Annotated in this window: 13 protein-coding genes, 21 tRNA genes and 3 rRNA genes; 4 read left to right on the top strand and 33 right to left on the bottom strand. The window is 43.3% G+C overall.

The genetic code is table 11. From position 1 onward, the window contains the following. Positions 1 to 2 precede the first annotated feature (2 nt). Complete coding sequence (menD, locus tag A5N88_RS21870) at positions 3 to 1754, bottom strand: 2-succinyl-5-enolpyruvyl-6-hydroxy-3-cyclohexene-1-carboxylic-acid synthase (RefSeq protein WP_066269941.1); 1752 nt, start codon at positions 1752 to 1754, stop codon at positions 3 to 5. After that, on the bottom strand, positions 1751 to 3160 hold the full coding sequence (locus tag A5N88_RS21865) for an isochorismate synthase (protein ID WP_066269939.1): 1410 nt from the start codon (positions 3158 to 3160) through the stop codon (positions 1751 to 1753). Before A5N88_RS21865 ends, menD begins: the two co-directional genes overlap by 4 nt. Before the next feature lie 332 nt (positions 3161 to 3492). Here A5N88_RS21865 and A5N88_RS21860 point away from each other — a divergent pair, with 332 nt between their 5' ends. After that, positions 3493 to 4416: a 1,4-dihydroxy-2-naphthoate polyprenyltransferase gene (locus A5N88_RS21860; RefSeq protein ID WP_066269933.1), complete on the top strand. Its 924-nt coding sequence runs from the start codon at positions 3493 to 3495 to the stop codon at positions 4414 to 4416. Positions 4417 to 4822: 406 nt separating this feature from the next. Here A5N88_RS21860 and A5N88_RS21855 read toward each other — a convergent pair. The 26 genes from A5N88_RS21855 to A5N88_RS21730 form a co-directional block, all read right to left on the bottom strand. Continuing rightward, positions 4823 to 4894 (bottom strand) — tRNA-Glu (locus A5N88_RS21855). A gap of 5 nt (positions 4895 to 4899) precedes the next feature. Continuing rightward, a tRNA-Ser gene (locus A5N88_RS21850) sits at positions 4900 to 4990 on the bottom strand. Positions 4991 to 4999: 9 nt separating this feature from the next. Then, positions 5000 to 5074: transfer RNA gene (locus tag A5N88_RS21845), tRNA-Asn, on the bottom strand. A gap of 13 nt (positions 5075 to 5087) precedes the next feature. After that, positions 5088 to 5161: transfer RNA gene (locus A5N88_RS21840), tRNA-Ile, on the bottom strand. 12 nt (positions 5162 to 5173) lie between these two features. Next, positions 5174 to 5247: transfer RNA gene (locus A5N88_RS21835), tRNA-Gly, on the bottom strand. Positions 5248 to 5259: 12 nt separating this feature from the next. Continuing rightward, positions 5260 to 5335: transfer RNA gene (locus tag A5N88_RS21830), tRNA-His, on the bottom strand. A gap of 11 nt (positions 5336 to 5346) precedes the next feature. Continuing rightward, a tRNA-Phe gene (locus tag A5N88_RS21825) sits at positions 5347 to 5422 on the bottom strand. Between the two features lie 15 nt (positions 5423 to 5437). Further along, positions 5438 to 5514, bottom strand: a tRNA-Asp gene (locus A5N88_RS21820). Positions 5515 to 5520: 6 nt separating this feature from the next. After that, positions 5521 to 5594, bottom strand: a tRNA-Met gene (locus A5N88_RS21815). A 52-nt stretch (positions 5595 to 5646) separates the two neighbouring features. After that, a tRNA-Ser gene (locus tag A5N88_RS21810) sits at positions 5647 to 5739 on the bottom strand. A gap of 7 nt (positions 5740 to 5746) precedes the next feature. Continuing rightward, a tRNA-Ile gene (locus A5N88_RS21805) sits at positions 5747 to 5823 on the bottom strand. A gap of 5 nt (positions 5824 to 5828) precedes the next feature. Next, a tRNA-Met gene (locus A5N88_RS21800) sits at positions 5829 to 5905 on the bottom strand. 19 nt (positions 5906 to 5924) lie between these two features. Next, positions 5925 to 6000, bottom strand: a tRNA-Ala gene (locus A5N88_RS21795). Positions 6001 to 6020: 20 nt separating this feature from the next. Continuing rightward, positions 6021 to 6097, bottom strand: a tRNA-Pro gene (locus A5N88_RS21790). Between the two features lie 4 nt (positions 6098 to 6101). Beyond that, positions 6102 to 6178: transfer RNA gene (locus tag A5N88_RS21785), tRNA-Arg, on the bottom strand. 34 nt (positions 6179 to 6212) lie between these two features. Then, positions 6213 to 6301: transfer RNA gene (locus A5N88_RS21780), tRNA-Leu, on the bottom strand. A 9-nt stretch (positions 6302 to 6310) separates the two neighbouring features. Next, a tRNA-Gly gene (locus A5N88_RS21775) sits at positions 6311 to 6385 on the bottom strand. Positions 6386 to 6400: 15 nt separating this feature from the next. Next, a tRNA-Leu gene (locus A5N88_RS21770) sits at positions 6401 to 6482 on the bottom strand. A 9-nt stretch (positions 6483 to 6491) separates the two neighbouring features. After that, a tRNA-Lys gene (locus A5N88_RS21765) sits at positions 6492 to 6567 on the bottom strand. A gap of 176 nt (positions 6568 to 6743) precedes the next feature. Beyond that, positions 6744 to 6819 (bottom strand) — tRNA-Thr (locus tag A5N88_RS21760). 6 nt (positions 6820 to 6825) lie between these two features. Further along, positions 6826 to 6901, bottom strand: a tRNA-Val gene (locus A5N88_RS21755). 8 nt (positions 6902 to 6909) lie between these two features. Next, positions 6910 to 7026 (bottom strand): 5S ribosomal RNA (gene rrf, locus A5N88_RS21750). Between the two features lie 74 nt (positions 7027 to 7100). Then, positions 7101 to 10038 (bottom strand): 23S ribosomal RNA (locus A5N88_RS21745). A 303-nt stretch (positions 10039 to 10341) separates the two neighbouring features. Continuing rightward, positions 10342 to 11894 (bottom strand): 16S ribosomal RNA (locus tag A5N88_RS21740). Together the 16S, 23S and 5S rRNA genes with 21 tRNA genes alongside form the textbook arrangement of a ribosomal RNA operon. A 525-nt stretch (positions 11895 to 12419) precedes the next feature. Beyond that, positions 12420 to 13343, bottom strand: coding sequence for a DMT family transporter (locus A5N88_RS21735; protein ID WP_066269931.1), 924 nt, complete (start codon positions 13341 to 13343; stop codon positions 12420 to 12422). A gap of 150 nt (positions 13344 to 13493) precedes the next feature. After that, a complete protein-coding gene (locus A5N88_RS21730) occupies positions 13494 to 14195 on the bottom strand; it encodes an MgtC/SapB family protein (RefSeq protein ID WP_066269929.1) in 702 nt (233 codons plus the stop codon). 249 nt (positions 14196 to 14444) lie between these two features. Between A5N88_RS21730 and A5N88_RS25245 the strand changes: the two genes are divergently transcribed. From A5N88_RS25245 to A5N88_RS21720, 3 genes are all read left to right on the top strand, one after another. Next, positions 14445 to 14618 (top strand): hypothetical protein, encoded by a 174-nt coding sequence (locus A5N88_RS25245; RefSeq protein WP_157090755.1) that lies wholly within the window; start codon positions 14445 to 14447, stop codon positions 14616 to 14618. 202 nt (positions 14619 to 14820) lie between these two features. After that, positions 14821 to 15429 carry a lysophospholipid acyltransferase family protein gene (locus A5N88_RS21725; RefSeq protein ID WP_412733860.1) on the top strand — a complete coding sequence of 203 codons (609 nt, stop codon included), beginning with the start codon at positions 14821 to 14823 and terminating at the stop codon, positions 15427 to 15429. Positions 15430 to 15794: 365 nt separating this feature from the next. Beyond that, the gene (locus A5N88_RS21720; protein ID WP_066269926.1) at positions 15795 to 16088 is read left to right on the top strand and encodes a hypothetical protein; all 294 of its coding nucleotides are present in this window, start codon (positions 15795 to 15797) and stop codon (positions 16086 to 16088) included. 63 nt (positions 16089 to 16151) lie between these two features. Here A5N88_RS21720 and A5N88_RS21715 read toward each other — a convergent pair whose 3' ends face one another. The 5 genes from A5N88_RS21715 to A5N88_RS21690 form a co-directional block, all read right to left on the bottom strand. Beyond that, positions 16152 to 17573 (bottom strand): sigma-54 interaction domain-containing protein, encoded by a 1422-nt coding sequence (locus A5N88_RS21715; protein ID WP_066269921.1) that lies wholly within the window; start codon positions 17571 to 17573, stop codon positions 16152 to 16154. A gap of 177 nt (positions 17574 to 17750) precedes the next feature. Continuing rightward, entirely contained in the window at positions 17751 to 18536 is a 786-nt protein-coding gene (locus A5N88_RS21710) for a 3-hydroxybutyrate dehydrogenase (protein ID WP_066269919.1), read from the bottom strand. A gap of 58 nt (positions 18537 to 18594) precedes the next feature. Then, positions 18595 to 20031 (bottom strand): GntP family permease, encoded by a 1437-nt coding sequence (locus A5N88_RS21705; protein ID WP_066269918.1) that lies wholly within the window; start codon positions 20029 to 20031, stop codon positions 18595 to 18597. Positions 20032 to 20553: 522 nt separating this feature from the next. Next, the gene (locus A5N88_RS21695) at positions 20554 to 21549 is read right to left on the bottom strand and encodes an inorganic phosphate transporter (protein ID WP_066269911.1); all 996 of its coding nucleotides are present in this window, start codon (positions 21547 to 21549) and stop codon (positions 20554 to 20556) included. A 13-nt stretch (positions 21550 to 21562) separates the two neighbouring features. Next, a complete protein-coding gene (locus tag A5N88_RS21690) occupies positions 21563 to 22183 on the bottom strand; it encodes a DUF47 domain-containing protein (protein ID WP_066269909.1) in 621 nt (206 codons plus the stop codon). Positions 22184 to 22402: the final 219 nt, after the last annotated feature.

The raw sequence follows: 22402 nt of genomic DNA, 5'->3' as shown, positions 1-22402 counted from the left end.
TCTCACGCTTCATCACCATTTAAGTAATCGCTGATTTCCTGGGAAACTTGATTCCACATTTTACGGTGAGCTTGTACATTTAGATTTCGATTTGTTGGTACTTCAACAACATTCAACCCTTTCCATTCAAGAGCTTGTGAAACAGCTGAATGGAAATCATCCCAGTTTTGGACCTTTGCGTAACGACCATCATACAATCGTGCAGCATGTTCGAAATTTAAATCTGTCGGAGTGCCAAATAGCGTTTCAAAATGCTTTGGTTCCTTCGCCTGAGGAAGGAACGAAAAGATTCCCCCGCCATTATTATTAATCAGAATGATATTGATATTCAAATGATGCATTTTCGCAGCCAAAAGACCATTCATATCATGGAAAAAAGAAAGATCACCTATAATGAGAAATAAAGGCTCTGCATAAACACTTGCCCCAAGAGCACTTGATACAACACCGTCAATCCCATTTGCCCCGCGGTTTGCCATTATGCGGATATTTTTCTGATTAAAATGGTAGAATGTATCGATGTCACGGATTGGCATGCTGTTCCCAACAAAAACAGTGCTGTTTTCCGGCAATTGCTTCACCAATTCCATTACGACTTTGCCTTCGTCCATATTTTGTTCCGCTTCCATAATATTGATTATTGTCTCCGTTGTGATGCGGTTGATTTCTTTCCATTTATGCAGCCAGTTTGATTCTTTCACTTCATTCAGCTGGCCAGCCATTTGCATGCAGAAGGCTTTTTCATCACAATTAACCATATGGGTGGCCATTTTTAAAGGATCCCGCCAGCCGTTTCCTCCATCCACTACAATGTGTAAAATATCATCATGCTCCTTCAAAAGCAGTGTAAGCGGCTTTGAAACTGGCATGCCCCCAAAACGAATGACTGCTTCTGGTTTAAGCTCAGCAGCTATTTTTGCATCTTTAAAAATAGAGTCATAGTTGTCAATGATATCGTCTCCTTGAAAAAATCCACTTCTAAGCTGTGACAGCGGATCAGCAAGCACTGGATAACCCAGTTTTTTTGAAAGCATTAATACAGCTTCTGCAAATCCTGGCTCATCGATAACACCACAAACAATAAGCCCCTTTTCAATTCCTTTAAGCGGCTCGATAAGATCCTTAATTTCTTCCTCTGAAAGCATCAGCTTCCCTTGGACTGTATTTAACCGTTTTGCCCCTTCTTCAAGACTAAAAGGCGAAGGCTCTAAGCGGGGAATAAGCGGCTCCCTTAATGGAAAATTAATATGCACTGGACCTGCCGGAGCCTGCTCAGCGTGCGATACTGCCCGGGCAGCTGTAGCCTTTACAAATCTCAGTACCTCCTCCCCGATTTCCGGCACCGGCATTTCAGCAAACCACTTGACATGCTTTCCATATAAATGAAGCTGGTCAATCGCTTGGGGAGCACCTACTTCGCGAAGCTCGTGGGGGCGGTCAGCCGTCAGCACAATTAAAGGCACTCGGGATATCCGTGCCTCTGCAATAGCAGGAAAATAATTGGCTGCCGCTGTTCCGGATGTACATAAAACAGCTGCCGGCCTTCTCATTTGCTTTGCTAAACCGAGAGCAAAAAAAGCAGCCGAGCGCTCATCTATATTAATGTAAGTATGAACTTTGGGATGCTCCATCAAAAGCATGGCAATTGGGGTAGACCGAGAGCCTGGGCTAATGACCACTTCCGTTACGCCTGAGCTGACTATTTCCTCTATAAAACTTGCTAAATAGGTTGTTAAACCTTCTTGATGTTTCATAAATTCTTGCCTCCTAGAGCCCTTAACATAGGTTTAAACTTAATGCCTGTTTCTATATACTCATCCTCAGGATTGGAATCTGCCACAATTCCACAGCCTGAATAAAGGATGGCTTCATTTTCTTTTAATAACCCTGAACGGATCGCAACACAGAACTCTCCGTTTCCGCGATAATCAAACCATCCTACTGGAGCTCCATAGAAACCGCGGTCGGAGTTTTCTACTTCACGTATCAGTTCCATGGCTTTTTCCCTTGGAATGCCTCCCAAAGCAGGCGTTGGATGAAGAGCTTCCACAAGTTTTAGCAATGTGGTGCCCGTATTGTTCACTTTTCCTCTAACTGGTGTATATAAATGCTGAATATCTCTCATTTTCATTACTTCCGGAGTATCCGGAATGCTCATTTCAATACAAAAAGGATCCAATACATCGCTGATCATTTTTACTACGAATTGATGTTCATCACGATTTTTCCGGTCATTTAAAAGCTCTAAACCCAGCAGTCCATCATCCGCTGCATTTCCTGTTCTTTTAATAGAGCCTGCCAGACAAGTCGATAATATCTGGTCATTTTCTTTTAAAATTAAACGTTCAGGAGAAGCACCTGTAAAACAGTGGTTCAGCTCCTCTAAAGCAAAGAGATAGCTCTGATGTTGTTCCATCCATAGACGGCTCAGCACTTGTTCAGGCAATATGGTTTTATCAAAGTCAAGCCTCATCCTTCTTGAAAGAACCACCTTATCCAGTTCACCCTCTTGAATGGCATTAACAGCAAGGGCAACTGACTCTTTCCATTCGTGTGCATTCAGCTCTTCTTGATTGACAATGTTGGATATTTCCTTATTTTGATCGGTACTGCCAAAAAGCTTCTGTACCTTTTCCTGCAGCAATTCAAGTGTTCCTTCATCGTCATTGCGTGTTGCCATAATATTAATGGTTAAAAAGGTTTGTCCTTTTATAGAAGAAATCATGATTTGCGGCAAATGGAAAGCCGCATTTCCAAATGAAGTCCAATTCTGGTCTCTCTCGGTTTCCGAGTCGAAAGAAAATCCTCCCATTAAAAGAGGACCGGTTCCTGAAATATCAAAAGGATTAAAAATATAAGCGGATGCAAGAAGCTTTTCCCATTCACGGTCAATATACTGAAACCGGTTTTCTGTTTGCTGATTTACACGTAAAGAATAAATACTTCCGAGCCCAATCAAAATGACTTCATCGTTTGGCTCCTTCCAAAAATAGCGTTCCCCGTAAAATTCAGAATAGGAAGCTGAAAACAAATCCAGCGGAGCAGCAAAAGAAGAAAGCTCTTCTGTATAACTAAATAATACGGCTCTCTTGTCCAAGGATGCCTTTTCCAAGGCTTTATTAAATTGTTGTTGTATAGTCGAATGATGAATAATTGGCATACAAAAAATCCTCCCAACAAATAGTGATAAGGAGAACACTATCTTAGGTATATTTACTTTAATGTTTTATCATTATAAAATTGTCACGGCTGCAAAAAAATGATTCCTTCCTTATTATATATTATATGCCTGCTAAAATTCAGCAAATCCGACTTAGAATCCACAAATAGGCAGTTTTTCACTTGCTTATTTGTAAAAAATACATTGACACCTACACTTCATTTACCTACACTTTTAATGAAAAGGTTTGTCATTTGCCCTTTTTCGTTATATAGTAGTATTTTATCGATTTGTAAATGTACAAACCAGTATTATAAAGGGAGAGACACAACATGGCTATAGAATCTTCACCAGCTGTAAAGCCCGATAAAGGGTGGCGGGTATGGTGGCAGCTTACACGGCCTCATACCTTAACAGCTGCTTTTGTCCCTGTGCTTCTCGGGACAACCTACGCAATGCAAACACATAAACTTCATGCAGGATTGTTTGCGGCAATGTTAATTGCTTCACTTTTAATCCAAGCTGCAACCAATATGTTCAATGAATACTACGATTTTAAACGCGGCTTAGACAATGAAAACTCCGTTGGGATTGGGGGCGCAATCGTCCGAAATGGCGTGAAGCCCAAGACTGTCTTAAGTTTAGCCTTTGCATTTTTTGCTATTTCCGTCCTTATAGGTATTTATATTTCTGCTACTACATCGTGGTGGATAGCCGCAATAGGCACCGTTTGTATGATTGTAGCCTATCTTTACACAGGAGGCCCGCTTCCTATTGCCTATACACCATTTGGTGAAATTATTTCCGGCTTTTTTATGGGTGTCATCATCGTCCTCATTTCTTTTTATATTCAAACCGGAACTATTACAAGCGGCAGTATTTTGATTTCAATTCCCATCATGATTCTTATTGGAGCCATCCTGCTTTCCAATAATATTAGGGACCTTGATGGCGACAAAGAGAATGGCCGTAAGACAGTGGCTATTCTAATAGGAAGAAAAAATGCTATTATCCTATTAGGCTCTATGTTCACATTTTCTTATCTATGGATTATTGGCTTCATCATCTTTGGCCATGCAACACCATGGCTGTTAATTATCCTGCTTAGCCTGCCAAAACCAATCGCAGCAATTAGGGGATTTATCGGAAAAACAGAAGCAATTCAAATGGTACCAGCAATGGTTGCCACAGCCCAAACAAACACCTTTTTTGGCTTCCTGCTTTCCATAGGCCTCATCATAAATTACTTCATGTAAAAAGGACAGCATTGCTGTCCTTTTATATCTTTAAAAATGGCTCCGTTAATCTTCCCTGTTGATTCCCGCAGCAAGCACCGCAGGAGTCTCGTTCTTTGACCTTCAATGAACTTTTGGGCCAGACCAACAATGGGCTTTTGCAGCGGATATAGGCCGCGCCTTGTACTTCTTGCTGGCTGAATTCCTTGCTGCGGGGTCTCCTTTTACCGATTCCGCTCCAATTCACTGCGGTAAAATCAACATTGATCTTAAACAGAGCATTAAAAATAAAGAATCCTTTACTTCATTAAAGGGATCAGACCCCTTTAACATTTTACCGCGAAGAAGTAACAAATTACTTCTAGAATTATCTGCACAACAAAAAAGCGGTAACACACAATATATGTGTGTTACCGCTTTTTGATGATGACCCGTACGGGATTCGAACCCGTGTTACCGCCGTGAAAGGGCGGTGTCTTAACCGCTTGACCAACGGGCCAAATATGGCGGAGAAGGAGGGATTTGAACCCTCGCGCCGCTTACGCGACCTACACCCTTAGCAGGGGCGCCTCTTCAGCCACTTGAGTACTTCCCCATATTGTGATGGCTCCGCAGGTAGGACTCGAACCTACGACCGATCGGTTAACAGCCGATAGCTCTACCACTGAGCTACTGCGGAATATTAATAAAAATGGGCCTAAATGGACTCGAACCATCGACCTCACGCTTATCAGGCGTGCGCTCTAACCAGCTGAGCTATAGGCCCATAATAAAATTATGGAGCGGGTGATGGGAATCGAACCCACGACAACAGCTTGGAAGGCTGTAGTTTTACCACTAAACTACACCCGCATAAATTGAAAATGGGGCGGCTGATGGGAATCGAACCCACGAATGTCGGAACCACAATCCGATGCGTTAACCACTTCGCCACAGCCGCCATCGTTTGAATGGTGGCTCGGGACGGAATCGAACCGCCGACACAAGGATTTTCAGTCCTTTGCTCTACCGACTGAGCTACCGAGCCATATTGATTTGTAAATGGCGGTCCGGACGGGACTCGAACCCGCGACCTCCTGCGTGACAGGCAGGCATTCTAACCAGCTGAACTACCGGACCATTGTATTGCGGGGGCAGGATTTGAACCTGCGACCTTCGGGTTATGAGCCCGACGAGCTACCGAACTGCTCCACCCCGCGACGATACTATAATTTTTTGTGTCTAAACAAGCCAATATTTTAAAAATAAGTATGGCGGAGGAAGAGGGATTCGAACCCCCGCGCGGTGTAACCCGCCTGTCGGTTTTCAAGACCGATCCCTTCAGCCGGACTTGGGTATTCCTCCGTACTTATGGTGGACCTTGTAGGACTCGAACCTACGACCGGACGGTTATGAGCCGTCTGCTCTAACCAGCTGAGCTAAAGGTCCTCTAATGGTAGCGGCGGAGGGGATCGAACCCCCGACCTCACGGGTATGAACCGTACGCTCTAGCCAGCTGAGCTACACCGCCATTAGAAAAATAATATATTTGGTGGAGCCTAGCGGGATCGAACCGCTGACCTCCTGCGTGCAAAGCAGGCGCTCTCCCAGCTGAGCTAAGGCCCCAAAATGATTTAAATAGTCTCTGGTCGGGAAGACAGGATTCGAACCTGCGACCCCATGGTCCCAAACCATGTGCTCTACCAAGCTGAGCTACTTCCCGTAAATGGCGCGCCCGAGAGGAGTCGAACCCCTAACCTTTTGATCCGTAGTCAAACGCTCTATCCAATTGAGCTACGGGCGCTTAAAGAAAAGTTATTTTCTACCGCAAAAAACTTTGGTGCCGAGGACCGGAATCGAACCGGTACGGTAGTCACCTACCGCAGGATTTTAAGTCCTGTGCGTCTGCCAGTTCCGCCACCCCGGCAAGGGTGTTTGGAGCGGAAGACGGGATTCGAACCCGCGACCCCCACCTTGGCAAGGTGGTGTTCTACCACTGAACTACTTCCGCAAATTTTTAAATAAGTGCGGGTGAAGGGAGTCGAACCCCCACGCCTTGCGGCGCCAGATCCTAAGTCTGGTGCGTCTGCCAATTCCGCCACACCCGCATATTTAAATGGTGAGCCATGAAGGACTCGAACCTTCGACCCTCTGATTAAAAGTCAGATGCTCTACCGACTGAGCTAATGGCTCAAACAATGAAAACCTTGATTTATAGTATACATTCTAACCTTGTGGCATCTACGACGTCCCAATCTCAGGATGTCTTGCAAGATGCAGCTCGATTGGTACGCTGATGATAATTCAGTGAAGATTATTCATCGTGCTCTACCGACTGAGCTAATGGCTCGTACTAATTTCCATAAAAGTGGTGCCGGCCAGAGGACTTGAACCCCCAACCTACTGATTACAAGTCAGTTGCTCTACCAATTGAGCTAGGCCGGCTAATAATGGTGGAGGATGACGGGTTCGAACCGCCGACCCCCTGCTTGTAAGGCAGGTGCTCTCCCAGCTGAGCTAATCCTCCAATATAATGCCTGGCAATGTCCTACTCTCACAGGGGGACAGCCCCCAACTACCATCGGCGCTGAGAAGCTTAACTTCCGTGTTCGGGATGGGAACGGGTGTGACCTTCTCGCCATAATTACCAGACCGTATTTAATTAAGGATTGCTCCTTCAAAACTAGATATGAGAAACCAAGCATAACCTTGAATCGTTTTATATATTGGTTAAGTCCTCGATCGATTAGTATCCGTCAGCTCCATGTGTCACCACACTTCCACCTCGAACCTATCAACCTGATCATCTTTCAGGGATCTTACTAGCTTGCGCTATGGGAAATCTCATCTTGAGGGGGGCTTCATGCTTAGATGCTTTCAGCACTTATCCCTTCCGCACATAGCTACCCAGCGATGCCTTTGGCAAGACAACTGGTACACCAGCGGTGCGTCCATCCCGGTCCTCTCGTACTAAGGACAGCTCCTCTCAAATTTCCTACGCCCACGACGGATAGGGACCGAACTGTCTCACGACGTTCTGAACCCAGCTCGCGTACCGCTTTAATGGGCGAACAGCCCAACCCTTGGGACCGACTACAGCCCCAGGATGCGATGAGCCGACATCGAGGTGCCAAACCTCCCCGTCGATGTGGACTCTTGGGGGAGATAAGCCTGTTATCCCCGGGGTAGCTTTTATCCGTTGAGCGATGGCCCTTCCATGCGGAACCACCGGATCACTAAGCCCGACTTTCGTCCCTGCTCGACTTGTAGGTCTCGCAGTCAAGCTCCCTTGTGCCTTTACACTCTGCGAATGATTTCCAACCATTCTGAGGGAACCTTTGGGCGCCTCCGTTACTCTTTAGGAGGCGACCGCCCCAGTCAAACTGCCTGCCTGACACTGTCTCCCACCCCGATCAGGGGTGCGGGTTAGAATTTCAATACAACCAGGGTAGTATCCCACCGACGCCTCCACCGAAGCTGGCGCTCCGGCTTCAAAGGCTCCTACCTATCCTGTACAAGTTGTACCAAAATTCAATATCAAGCTGCAGTAAAGCTCCACGGGGTCTTTCCGTCCTGTCGCGGGTAACCTGCATCTTCACAGGTACTATAATTTCACCGAGTCTCTCGTTGAGACAGTGCCCAGATCGTTACGCCTTTCGTGCGGGTCAGAACTTACCTGACAAGGAATTTCGCTACCTTAGGACCGTTATAGTTACGGCCGCCGTTTACTGGGGCTTCAGTTCAGAGCTTCGCTTGCGCTAACCCCTCTCCTTAACCTTCCAGCACCGGGCAGGCGTCAGCCCCTATACTTCGCCTTGCGGCTTCGCAGAGACCTGTGTTTTTGCTAAACAGTCGCCTGGGCCTATTCACTGCGGCTCTCTCGGGCTTGCACCCTACCAGAGCACCCCTTCTCCCGAAGTTACGGGGTCATTTTGCCGAGTTCCTTAACGAGAGTTCTCTCGCTCACCTTAGGATTCTCTCCTCGCCTACCTGTGTCGGTTTGCGGTACGGGCACCTTTTTCCTCGCTAGAGGCTTTTCTTGGCAGTGTGGAATCAGGAACTTCGGTACTATATTTCCCTCGCCATCACAGCTCCGCTTTAATGATAAGGATTTGCCTCATCATCAGCCTAACTGCTTGGACACGGCAATCCAGCGCCGTGCTTACCCTATCCTCCTGCGTCCCCCCATCACTCAAACGGAAAAGAGGTGGTACAGGAATATCAACCTGTTGTCCATCGCCTACGCCTTTCGGCCTCGGCTTAGGTCCCGACTAACCCTGAGCGGACGAGCCTTCCTCAGGAAACCTTAGGCATTCGGTGGAAGGGATTCTCACCCTTCTTTCGCTACTCATACCGGCATTCTCACTTCTAAGCGCTCCACCAGTCCTTACGGTCTAGCTTCAACGCCCTTAGAACGCTCTCCTACCACTGACACCTACGGTGTCAATCCACAGCTTCGGTGATACGTTTAGCCCCGGTACATTTTCGGCGCAGAGTCACTCGACCAGTGAGCTATTACGCACTCTTTAAATGGTGGCTGCTTCTAAGCCAACATCCTGGTTGTCTAAGCAACTCCACATCCTTTTCCACTTAACGTATACTTTGGGACCTTAGCTGGTGGTCTGGGCTGTTTCCCTTTTGACCATGGATCTTATCACTCACAGTCTGACTCCCAAGAATAAGTATTTGGCATTCGGAGTTTGTCTGAATTCGGTAACCCGATGAGGGCCCCTAGTCCAAACAGTGCTCTACCTCCAATACTCTTCTCTTGAGGCTAGCCCTAAAGCTATTTCGGAGAGAACCAGCTATCTCCAGGTTCGATTGGAATTTCTCCGCTACCCACACCTCATCCCCGCACTTTTCAACGTGCGTGGGTTCGGGCCTCCAGTAAGTGTTACCTTACCTTCACCCTGGACATGGGTAGATCACCTGGTTTCGGGTCTACGACCTCATACTCATTCGCCCTATTCAGACTCGCTTTCGCTGCGGCTCCGCCTTATCAGCTTAACCTTGCATGAAATCGTAACTCGCCGGTTCATTCTACAAAAGGCACGCCATTACCCTGCATAAATGCATAGGGCTTTGACTACTTGTAGGCACACGGTTTCAGGATCTCTTTCACTCCCCTTCCGGGGTGCTTTTCACCTTTCCCTCACGGTACTGGTTCACTATCGGTCACTAGGGAGTATTTAGCCTTGGGAGATGGTCCTCCCAGCTTCCGACGGGATTTCACGTGTCCCGCCGTACTCAGGATACACTCAAGAGGGAACGAAGTTTCAACTACAGGGTTGTTACCTTCTTTGACGGGCCTTTCCAGACCTCTTCATTTACCTCGTTCCTTTGTAACTCCGTATAGAGTGTCCTACAACCCCAAGAGGCAAGCCTCTTGGTTTGGGCTAATTCCGTTTCGCTCGCCGCTACTCAGGAAATCGCAATTGCTTTCTCTTCCTCCGGGTACTTAGATGTTTCAGTTCCCCGGGTCTGCCTTCAGTACCCTATGTATTCAGGTAAAGATACTACCCCATTACGGGCAGTGGGTTTCCCCATTCGGAAATCTCCGGATCAAAGCTTACTTACAGCTCCCCGAAGCATATCGGTGTTAGTACCGTCCTTCATCGGCTCCTAGTGCCAAGGCATCCACCGTGCGCCCTTACTAACTTAACCTATAAAAGGTTTTTACTACTAAAATGGAAAAAATCCATAAAGTGGCGATTCTCGGTTATTTGCTTGGTTATTCTCAATATCTAGTTTTCAAGGAACAATACTCAAACGAATGATCAACTTCGAATCTCTTCGTCAGCTTCACTCACTCTCATCCTCACGTATTGTCATACGTTCCGGTGATCGCTCGTTCGCTTCCTCGACCTTCTTGCTGCTGATTCGTTTGATGGTTTTGAGAGATAGTTCCCTCAAAACTAAACAAAAACAGAAACGTCTTTTTATGAAGCGAAGCTTCATTTTCCTTAGAAAGGAGGTGATCCAGCCGCACCTTCCGATACGGCTACCTTGTTACGACTTCACCCCAATCATCTGTCCCACCTTCGGCGGCTGGCTCCAAAAGGTTACCTCACCGACTTCGGGTGTTACAAACTCTCGTGGTGTGACGGGCGGTGTGTACAAGGCCCGGGAACGTATTCACCGCGGCATGCTGATCCGCGATTACTAGCGATTCCGGCTTCATGTAGGCGAGTTGCAGCCTACAATCCGAACTGAGAATGGTTTTATGGGATTGGCTAAACCTCGCGGTCTTGCAGCCCTTTGTACCATCCATTGTAGCACGTGTGTAGCCCAGGTCATAAGGGGCATGATGATTTGACGTCATCCCCACCTTCCTCCGGTTTGTCACCGGCAGTCACCCTAGAGTGCCCAACTGAATGCTGGCAACTAAGGTCAAGGGTTGCGCTCGTTGCGGGACTTAACCCAACATCTCACGACACGAGCTGACGACAACCATGCACCACCTGTCACTCTGTCCCCCGAAGGGGAAAGCCCTATCTCTAGGGTTGTCAGAGGATGTCAAGACCTGGTAAGGTTCTTCGCGTTGCTTCGAATTAAACCACATGCTCCACCGCTTGTGCGGGCCCCCGTCAATTCCTTTGAGTTTCAGCCTTGCGGCCGTACTCCCCAGGCGGAGTGCTTAATGCGTTAGCTGCAGCACTAAAGGGCGGAAACCCTCTAACACTTAGCACTCATCGTTTACGGCGTGGACTACCAGGGTATCTAATCCTGTTCGCTCCCCACGCTTTCGCGCCTCAGCGTCAGTTACAGACCAGAGAGTCGCCTTCGCCACTGGTGTTCCTCCACATATCTACGCATTTCACCGCTACACGTGGAATTCCACTCTCCTCTTCTGCACTCAAGTCTCCCAGTTTCCAATGACCCTCCACGGTTGAGCCGTGGGCTTTCACATCAGACTTAAGAAACCGCCTGCGCGCGCTTTACGCCCAATAATTCCGGACAACGCTTGCCACCTACGTATTACCGCGGCTGCTGGCACGTAGTTAGCCGTGGCTTTCTGGTTAGGTACCGTCAAGGTACCGCCCTATTCGAACGGTACTTGTTCTTCCCTAACAACAGAGTTTTACGATCCGAAAACCTTCATCACTCACGCGGCGTTGCTCCGTCAGACTTTCGTCCATTGCGGAAGATTCCCTACTGCTGCCTCCCGTAGGAGTCTGGGCCGTGTCTCAGTCCCAGTGTGGCCGATCACCCTCTCAGGTCGGCTACGCATCGTTGCCTTGGTGAGCCGTTACCTCACCAACTAGCTAATGCGCCGCGGGTCCATCTGTAAGTGATAGCCGAAGCCATCTTTCAATATTCCCCCATGCGGAGGAAGAAGTTATCCGGTATTAGCCCCGGTTTCCCGGAGTTATCCCAGTCTTACAGGCAGGTTACCCACGTGTTACTCACCCGTCCGCCGCTAACCAAAAGGGAGCAAGCTCCCAATTGATTCGCTCGACTTGCATGTATTAGGCACGCCGCCAGCGTTCGTCCTGAGCCAGGATCAAACTCTCCAAAAAAGAGTTGATATAGCTCTTAAAGTTTGTTGTCTTATAAAAGACAAAGAATTAACGTTGACGTTTCTGTTTCGTTCAGTTTTCAAAGAACAATCTTTCGTCTCTTTTTTTCAAAGCGAGACTTCCATATTATATCTCTTTCACGACTTGTTGTCAATACTTTTTTAAAAAACTTTTTAGCTTTTCAATTCTCATATTAACTTCTCTGTCGGACAGATAATAATATACCATGGATATTTTACCTGCGCAATACTTTTTTATAAATAAATTCATATATTGTAAAAGCTCTTGGTAATATAAAGTAGAATCGACTAAACCCTACATATTTTTTTGTTTAGTAAATACTATATTAACAAATACATGTTCATTTGGGAAGGTGCCTTAATATGAATATTATAGGATTAATTGTTTGTGTCCTTACTTCGTTATATCTTTTTACTTATTGCTATGTCAAAGTAAATAGCGAAAACAAAAAAGAAAAGGTATTTACCCTTACTTTTGTTTTCGCTATTTGTATGGCCTATCTCTTTACTGGGCTTTCCTATGTTTTTTTGTGCGTATAAATAGTAATGATTTCCCTTCTTTACGATTCCCCCCAACAATGAAGATTGCTATACTGCTTAATATAATCAGGCCGCCAATGATTTGTTTACCGCTCATATCTTCTCCTAACAAGATAAGCGCAAGAAATGAGGCTATAACAGGTTCTATAAGTATGAGCATGGAAATGACAGATGAGCTTACCCATTCTAGCGACCAATTTAAAATGGTATGACCAATCAAGGTTGGAACAACAGCAAGAAGGATGAAATAAATCCAATTGTTTAAGCTGTATGGAACGAAATGTTCTTGATGAAGAAGGACATAGATGAAAAGCACAACCGTACTAATTCCATATACAATAAAGGTATATGGAAGAAACGACACCCTCTTTCGTACCCCCTGCCCAAACATAAAGTATATAGAGATGAACGCACAGGATATCAATGCTAAAAGATCGCCTGTAAAGGACGACCGTTTTGTTTCAAAATCACCCCAGCCGATCACTGCGCTGCCGAAAATCGCCATCAATCCACATAGGATAGCCGAAGGGGAATACTTCTCTTTAAAGAAGAGATACGTACCCAAAAATACAAATAACGGCTGAAGGGTAACAAGAACCGTTGAACTTGCTACAGATGTGTAATTAAGTGATTGAAACCAAAATACAAAATGAAAAGCTAAAAATATACCTGCGATGATACTCGTATACCAATCCCGCTTAGAAATCATTTTTAATTCCAATGTATATTTAAAAATTATAATTGGAGCAATCATCAAAGTTGTTAAAAATAAACGATAAAAAGCTAGAACTCCTGCACTTGCAGTGGAAAGCTTCACCAAAATAGCCGAGGCAGAAACAGCCGCTACCCCGATAAATAAAATAAAATACACCCTAAGCCCCGGTTTCATCTTTTTTCCTCTTTCTTTTAAACTTCAATCTTTTTCCGCATGATTCTACACTATTTTAATACGGTATAGAATCATTTACCAGAACATTGAATAGCAAAACTCCTCTATCTGCTGTTTTCACAAATCGATGATTCTTTAAATCCAACAGTCTTACCCCAGGCTCTCCGCTTCAACCTGAATAACTCCCTGGAGGGATTTAAGCTCATAATAAATGTCCGTAGTATAGGTATGTTTAACAGTGGTGACATTGCAATAAAGAACGATGTCTTCTGATTCTTCTTTAATCTTTACCCTCTTAACCCCTAGTTTCTTTTCTTTTATTCCTTTCAACAAGCTTGTCAGATCTGTGGTTTTTTCCACAGACAATTTCACCCTGACCTCTTTTTCCTTTAGTTTTTGAGGTCCCATTCTTTCAAAAAGCTGGGGTATTAATTTCACACCTAATATGATAAAAAAAATGGCCGTAAACGCTTCTATATAAAATCCCGAACCGACCGCTATCCCAATTGAGGCGGAAGCCAAAACCAGAGAAGCTGTTGTCAGGCCTGAGATGGCTTCATTGCCTTTACGTAAAATTACACCTGCACCTAAAAATCCAATTCCGCTTACTACATAAGATGGGATTCTGCCAGGATCCATAGGACGGGAGTACGGTTTTGAATACAAGTAAGCAGACTCATATGATACGACTGTCAATAAACATGATACTAATGATACGACCAGACATGTTTTTAATCCTAAGGGTTTTCCTTTTAGCTCCCTCTCCAATCCAATCACTAAGCCCCCTAATGCTGCTAAGGCAAGCTTTAGAAACACTTCATTTTTCACAAAAGAATGAATGAATTCAGTCATGCTCTCCCTCCTTTATATTTTTCTCTATATATTCATTAATTTCAGTTGAATTCCTCTACCCTCTTCGTAAAAAAACAATCAAGTGTAACTATATATATGAATTGAAATTCCATTTCATCTCTAATTCAGGGATTCTAACCTTCTCTCGACTCCATTCAATTTCGAATTCTTTTTCAACCCATGATAATTCACGGCAATATGCGCATTCTAAGTAAATGCAGAATAATTTTTTAAAAGGGGTGCAGATATTTGGAGCTTATAGAGCGTTTAAAGGTCAATTCTGAATTTCTGAAGATCAAGAGGAAAATCATCACAATCTTGTTAAGTATGGAGGAAGAGACTAGCTATAGCACAAATCATTTAAAAGAAGATCTTTTAATGCTGGTAGACGACATTGAGGAACTCAGATATAAAAAAGAATAATCTGTTAAGCGGGCCTATGACAGCCCGCTTTTATATTTTGGTTACCCCCTGTGAAAAAATTTTCATGTTTGACAAAATATGAAATGCTGCTGGAATATTTGCTTTTGCTCGTTTATAATTAGCACTAGATACTAATATCTGGTTATAAACATTTCGATTTACATTAAGCGAGCTTTTCGCAAGAAAGAGGAATGATACTATGATCTATACTTTTGCTGCCTACTTATTAAAAATACTATTAAGCCTCTTTGGCAGATTGAAAGTGGAAGAAAAAGATAAATTACCTCAGAGCGGAGGCTTTGTGCTGGCATGTACCCATACCGGTTGGATAGAGATATTGTGGCTCGGTATTTCAATATTACCGCTGAAAATAAATTATATGGCTAAAAAGGAACTGTTTGATACACGGTTTTTAAAATGGCTCATGCATAAGCTGAATGCTTTTCCTGTCGACAGGGAGAATCCGGGACCAAGTACACTTAAAATCCCAAGAAGGCTATTGAATAAAGGTGAAATTGTTGGAATATTTCCAAGCGGAACCCGAACGACAGAAGAAGTGCCGCTAAAAAAAGGAGCCGTTACCATTGCAGCCGGATCAAATGTACCGATCGTTCCAGCAGTCTATATCGGACCGGCAAATCTTAAAGATCTATTTCAAAGAAAAAAAGCTGGAATCTTATTCGGCGATGCTATTTTGCCTGATCATACGCTCCCCAAAAAAGAACAGGCCGAGTTCATGATGGAAAAGCTAAACGAGGAATTTGAGTTCCTGCACTCTGAACTATTAAAAAGGCTGGAAAAAGGGAAATAAGTCAATAGATTAGACGGGCTTACTAAACCGCCCGTCTTTTTTTAGGAAGCAGGCATTCCAGAAGCATTAAAGCACTAAAAGTTTAAGTTAAAAGTAGGCTTTTAATGTTCATACAGACGATTGTTCCAGATAGAAAAATGGGTCTCATTTCCGAAAAATTTTAATGCAATTTTAATGCACACTGCTTTTTTGTCGTTTATAATCATAACTACTAAACATTCCTTGACTTTGTTGCTTCAAGTATTTCAGCCAATCCTACATCTGTAAGGGCTTACTCACTCATTATACAGATTTACATTTTTTACATTTTCAACCGACAAAATCAGGGATATTCAACCATACATGTATAAGAGGAGTGATAATAAATGGACAAAAACCTTATCGAGTTACAACAACGAATTCCAGATCAACATAAAGATCTCGTCAAGTATACAGAACATATCTTCTGCGCAATTGATCAATATGTTGAGGAACATCGCAGATTGGTTGCAGCAGACGCTATTGCAGGCATAAAGCCTTCAGGCATTATGGAAAAAGGATTTTATGAACAAATGCTGGAATTCAAAAAAATTCTTATTAAAGAACTGTCAAAAACAGTTGAAGATATCGAACATAAAGGCGATAAAAACTGGAATAAAAACTATAAAGACGGCATTTAAATCCCTATAGAGAACCCCCTGTTCTGTCCTTTACAAATTCACCGGGACAAAAAGGGGGTTCTATTAATTAATCTCATGTTTTTTACACTTATCGTAAAGGCTTGTTTTGCTGATTCCAAGAATAACAGCTGCTTTTTGTTTATTTCCCCCTGCACGTTGAATGGCATTTGCAATTGCATATTTTTCAGCCATTGCCAGCATATCACTTAATTTTACCGGACAGTCCTCCGTTTTTGCCCCTCCAATGAATGCATGTATCGGTATTTCAAAACCAGCCCCTGAGTATAGTTCATCATCCCGCAAATAAAGAGGCAGATGAGGAATATCAATTCTTTGTCCGTCCAGAACATTTATTGCCCTTTCCAATACATTCTCCACTCCGCGAATATTTCCAGGCCATTTATGGTGCTTAAGCTTTTCCATGACAGTAGGAGATATCTCAATATCCTTGCGATGAAACTTATATTCCAGTTTTTTAAGCAATGCTTCCGCTATAAAAGGGATATCCTCCCTTCTTTTCCGAAGCGGGGGAATTTCCAGGTTAATCACATTTAACCGGTAATAAAGATCATGCCTGAATGCGCCTTCCTTTACCATCGCTTCAAGATCGCGATGAGTTGCGGCAATCACTCTTACATTTACAACAATCGTCTTTTGGCCTCCTACGCGTTCAACTTCTTTTTCCTGTAGCACACGCAGGAGCTTGCTTTGCATAGACAATGGCATATCCCCAACTTCATCTAAAAAAATGGTACCGCCTTCTGCAAGCTCAAACTTGCCCTTTCTTCCGCCTTTTTTAGCTCCCGTAAAAGCCCCTTCGTCATAACCAAACAATTCCGATTCCAATAAATGCTCCGGAATGGAGGCACAATTGATTCTGACAAAGGGAGAACCTGCACGCGGGCTGCCATGATGAATTGCATGGGCAAAAAGCTCTTTTCCGGTGCCAGATTCCCCTGAAAGCAGTACCGCAGAATCTCCAGAAGCAATTCTTTCAGCAAGTTTTTTAATAGATGAGAACTCAAGGCTGTCACCAATCAAATCGTCAAACACATATTTACTTGTCATGGCACTATGGTATTTAATTTTATAAAAATTTAATTCCTGAACAAGCGCCTGCATTTTGTTGGAGTATTCCCTCCACTCCTCAGGGTTTTGGTACATAACTGTTCCTACAGCCCCTACCAATTTCCCTTTTGCATAGAGAGGGTAGCGATTGGCTATCATCTCACTTCCCATAATCGGCTGTATGGCAGCAAGCTCTGCTTTTCCTGTGTTGGCCACTATATGCATGCGGGTATGTTCTATTACTTCTGTTATGTGTTTTCCAATCGCCCTTTCCATTGTTGTGGATAAAAAGTCACAATACGCCTTATCGATATAAAGAATGATTCCCTTCGTATTTACAACAACGATCCTTTCAGCCACGAGATTAACAATCTCTTCCAGCCATTCAGTGGGCAGATTCACATCTCCTATTTTCATCTTCCCATCTCTCCATTAACTTCACTTTAGTCATCACTCTAATTATATCAAATATTCAAAATTCTTTCTATGTATCCTTCCTTACAGAGGAACCTGGATATAAGTACAATAAAATAGGCTAACCATGCGCTGACTGCCTCAGCCGGTGCATGGTTAGCCTCTCATGCCAAACACTCACTATTGAACTGTATAGCCTCCATCTAAAACAACTGCCTGCCCAGTGACGCCTTTCGCTTTATCACTTGCTAAGAACAATGCATAATCAGCAATCTCCGATACGGACAGGAGCCGTTTCTGGGGTACTAGCGGATAGATGACATCCTTCACCACGGATTCCAGCGGTACCTTTCTCGTTTCAGCCAAATCTTTTAATTGATTCTGTACAAGCGGTGTATCCACATAGCCGGGGCAAAGTGCATTTACCGTTATTCCATGCTCAGCTCCTTCCAGGGCTGCAACCTTGGTTAAGCCAATAACCCCATGCTTTGCACTATTGTAGGCAGCCTTTCCTGAAAATCCGATTAATCCGTTTATGGATGCCATATTGATCACTCTGCCGAGGCCCTGGTTTTTCATGATTGGAAAAGCATGTTTAATTCCATAGAATGGTGCTGTCAGCATGACTTTTATTAGCAGTTCAAATTTATCTGAAGGAAAATCCTCAATATGGGAAACATGCTGGAGACCCGCATTATTAATTAAAATATCCAGGCTGCCAAATTCCTGTGCGGTCTTCTCTAATCCCTCTTTAAACCGGGATTCATTTGTCACATCGCAAGGAAACGCAATTGCTTCATATCCCGATTCCCGTAATTCTTCAGCTGCCTGCTCACTCTTTTCCTGATTAAGATCGGAAATCACCACTTTTGCTCCTTCGCCAGCAAAAGCCTTTGCTAATTCCAGCCCAATGCCGCTGGCTGCTCCTGTAATAAAAGCAGACTTACCTTTTAAAACCTGCACCATGTCTTTAATCCTCCTAGAAACTTGTTGATCTTTTATACTACCCGTAAAATCCCCTGTATTAAACGATTTTTGTAATACTGTATAGGGCAATAACAAAAAAGACTGCCAGCGTTTTTATAATGGTTATCGCAAAGATATCCCGATAAGATTGTTTATGAGTTAAACCGGTTACCGCAAGTAAAGTAATAACGGCGCCGTTATGAGGCAGTGTATCCATTCCGCCCGATGCCATGGAAATAACTCTGTGCATGACTTCTGGAGGAATATGATATTTTTGTATGGCAGCGGTATACTTATCGGCCATAGCGCTTAGAGCAATCCCCATTCCTCCTGAAGCGGATCCTGTTACACCTGCAAGGGTCGTCGTCGTGACAGCTCCATTCACCAATGGATTCGTGAAAGTATGAGAAATACCGTTACTGATCGTTGTAAACCCTGGAAGTGAAGAAACCACTCCTCCAAAGCCGTATTCTGCCCCGGTATTCATGGTTGCTAATAATGCTCCGCCAATGCTCATATTTATTCCCGATTTAAAATTAGCCGTTACTCGTTTCCAATCAAATAAAAGTGTTGCTGCAATCCCAATGACAAGGGCCATTTGTACAGCCCAGATAGCTGTAACAGCAGCGACATCCACCACTCCGAATGCCTTTAAACCAATTTTAGAAAAATCAAAGCCATTTGGATACCACCTTGGAATAAAAATGGTAAAGACCTTATTCATTACCCCGACCAGCACCAGTGGAACAAAGGCCAAAATCTGCCGTAAAACAGAGGTCTGGGCTGTTAAATCAACATTGGTTATATCCTCTGCTGCAGGCTCCGCTGAGGCAGCTGTTTCAGTGCTTTGGAACCCCAGATACCCTTCCCCATTCCTGGCTGCCTTTTTTCTCCGCGACTCTAGATACCACAGGCCCAGAATAAGGACAAAGATGGTTCCCGCGATTCCTAAAAACGGAGCAGCATAGATGTTCGTCTTAAAAAAAGTTGTCGGAATAACGTTTTGAATTTGCGGCGTCCCAGGAAGGGCATCCATTGTAAAGGCAAAAGAGCCTAAAGCAATTGTTCCAGGGATAAGCCTTTTAGGAATATTGGCTTGTCTAAACATATGGGCTGCAAATGGATAAATGGCAAACACGGCTACAAAAAGACTGACACCACTGTAAGTCAGAATAGCTCCAAGCAGAACGATTGCAAAAATGGCCCGCTTTGGCCCTATAATTTTTACAATGGTTCTGGCGATCGATTCGGCAATCCCTGACATTTCGACCACTTTTCCGAATATAGCTCCTAAAAGAAAAACGGCAAAATATGATTTAATAAACCCTACCATCTTTTCCATGAAAACATTAGAAAAGAAAGGCAATACATAACCAGGATCGGTTAACAGCACTGCGAACAAGGCACAAATCGGTGCAAATAAAATTACCGAAAAGCCTCGGTATGCCACAAACATCAATAAACCAAGAGCTAATAAAATAACAATGATTTCCACAAACCTTCCCCCTTCTTACTTTGTTTTCTCTCCATGTAACCCTCTTCTAATAAAACGCCTACATTACTCCTCTCCGTATTTTTTCTTCAGACATTATATAAGCAATTTCTGTGCCAATTTTATAATCTCAAGCAAAAAAATTTATCTAAGCTCATTAAACCAAATACAGACAGATGATTTTTAAGATATCCAAATGTTTACAATAAAAGATTTTATCTATTCATTTCCGGATTTTCGGAATATCTTTTTTACTCTTCCGCAATTTCGTAAAAAATTCCGGTTAAACGGAAAGGATCTTTTCATAAACTTTGATGCTATTTAACACAAAAATATAATGAATTTCACAGGCTCTGTAGTAAACCTGTGATTTGCTTACAAAAATTTGCCACGAAGAAGGACAAAATACGGATTTATTTTTTGTACGTAAAGGAACAATCCCTGCAAAAACAGCCAACGAAAAAAAGAGGAAAAGAATCCTTATGTCCCTTCTATAGGACACAAGGATTCTTTTCCTCCTGTTAACTAAAATAGTCGCATGATTGAATATATAATTCCAGCTAGCAATGCTGAAATCGGCAGTGTAATCACCCATGTAATAAAAATGCGCTGGGCAGTTCCCCATTTCACACTTTTTAAGCGGTGGGCTGAGCCTACACCGAGAATGGATGAGGAAATTACATGTGTGGAACTCACAGGCAAATGAACATATGTTGCACCAAAGATGATTAGGGCTGAGGATAAATCCGCTGCAACACCGTTAACAGGCCGAAGTTTCATGATTTTCCCACCGACGGTTTTAATAATTCTCCAGCCTCCTATGGAGGTTCCTAAGCCCATGACAGCCGCACAGGCAAGCTGAACCCAAAAAGGAATGGCCGTTGAGGTAATATAGTGATTTGCAATAAGAGCCATTGTGATGATCCCCATTGACTTTTGGGCATCATTAGTACCGTGAGAATAGGATTGAAGAGCCGCCGTTAAAATTTGTATAAACCTGAACTGTTTATTTGTTGAAGAAAGATTTCGATTTTTCAATGTCAACTTAAAGATCGAATAAATAATAAATCCAATAACAAAGGCAAGGATTGGTGAAATAATCAGACCTTCAATAATTTTAAAGAATCCATGATATTTTAAAATCCCAAATCCAGCAGCTGCGATAGCTGCACCTGCAATCGAACCGATGATGGCATGGGAAGAACTGCTCGGAATCCCATAATACCAGGTAACCAAATTCCAGATAATCGCTGAAATCAAAGCCGCCAATATCACAATTCCGCCATTGTGAAGCTTAAATGGATCTACAATATCACTTGTAATGGTTTTGGCTACTCCCGTAAAGGTTAAGGCACCCAGAAAGTTCATCACGGCAGCAAGAACGATTGCATGACGCGGCTTTAATGCCTTAGTGGAAACCGATGTAGCAATCGTATTTGCCGTATCGTGAAATCCATTAATAAAGTCAAAGGCAAGGCCTGCAAGGATAATGAGCAGCGTGATAATGAACACAGTATTCATATTATAATTCCCCTTATGCGTTTTTCATGACAACTGTCTCTAGGACGTTCGCTACCTTTTGACAATAGTCTGACACTTGTTCCAGATTCTCATACACTTCTTTTAATTGAATGATGGCAATTGGATTCTTTTCCAATTCAAATAATTCTTTTACTGAGTCGCGCAAAATTTCATCACATCTGGATTCCAATTCCTTTATTCTAATGGTATGAGAACGAATGTCTCGAAGCTTTTTCCTTGATAAAAGGTCAATTGAAGCATTGATTTCCTGGCAGCTTTCAAAGAGTGCTTCGACAAACAATTTCATATAAACGGTCGGCTGGGTAATTCCATACATCTCCATTAAGGCAGCAGCCTGATCGATCCCATCCAAAATATCATCTAAGCTCATAGCTAGCTGAAGAATGTCTTCACGGTCATATGGCGTAATAAAGGATTTATGAAGTTCTACAATTAGCTCGTGAATAAAACTGTCCCCTTTAGATTCAAAATCCTTTAATGTGACAGAAAGAGCTTTTAAATCCTCTTCATTGTTTACCGTTGCCTGAGTTAAAAATTTTACGCTATCAGAAAGGTTTTCCGTTATGTTACCTAACATTACTGAAAATTTATCTTTTCTTTCGAGAATTGGCATGTTTCTTCCCCCAACATCATTTTATCTAATTACTCGCCTTCGTCATTTTAATACATTTATCGCGCGAGGAAAATGATTTCTTTCAAATCTTTACACAATCTTTACAAAAGGTTAAAAAGAAATTCAATTATTTGGATTAATATGCTATATAATGGCACAACTTACGCATTTTTTGTTATGTATAATTATACCCAAATTGAAATGGTCAAATAGCAAGCA

This window comes from Heyndrickxia acidicola (assembly GCF_001636425.1).
Taxonomy (GTDB): domain Bacteria; phylum Bacillota; class Bacilli; order Bacillales; family Bacillaceae_C; genus Bacillus_AE; species Bacillus_AE acidicola.
This window is presented reverse-complemented; position numbering and strand designations above follow the sequence as displayed.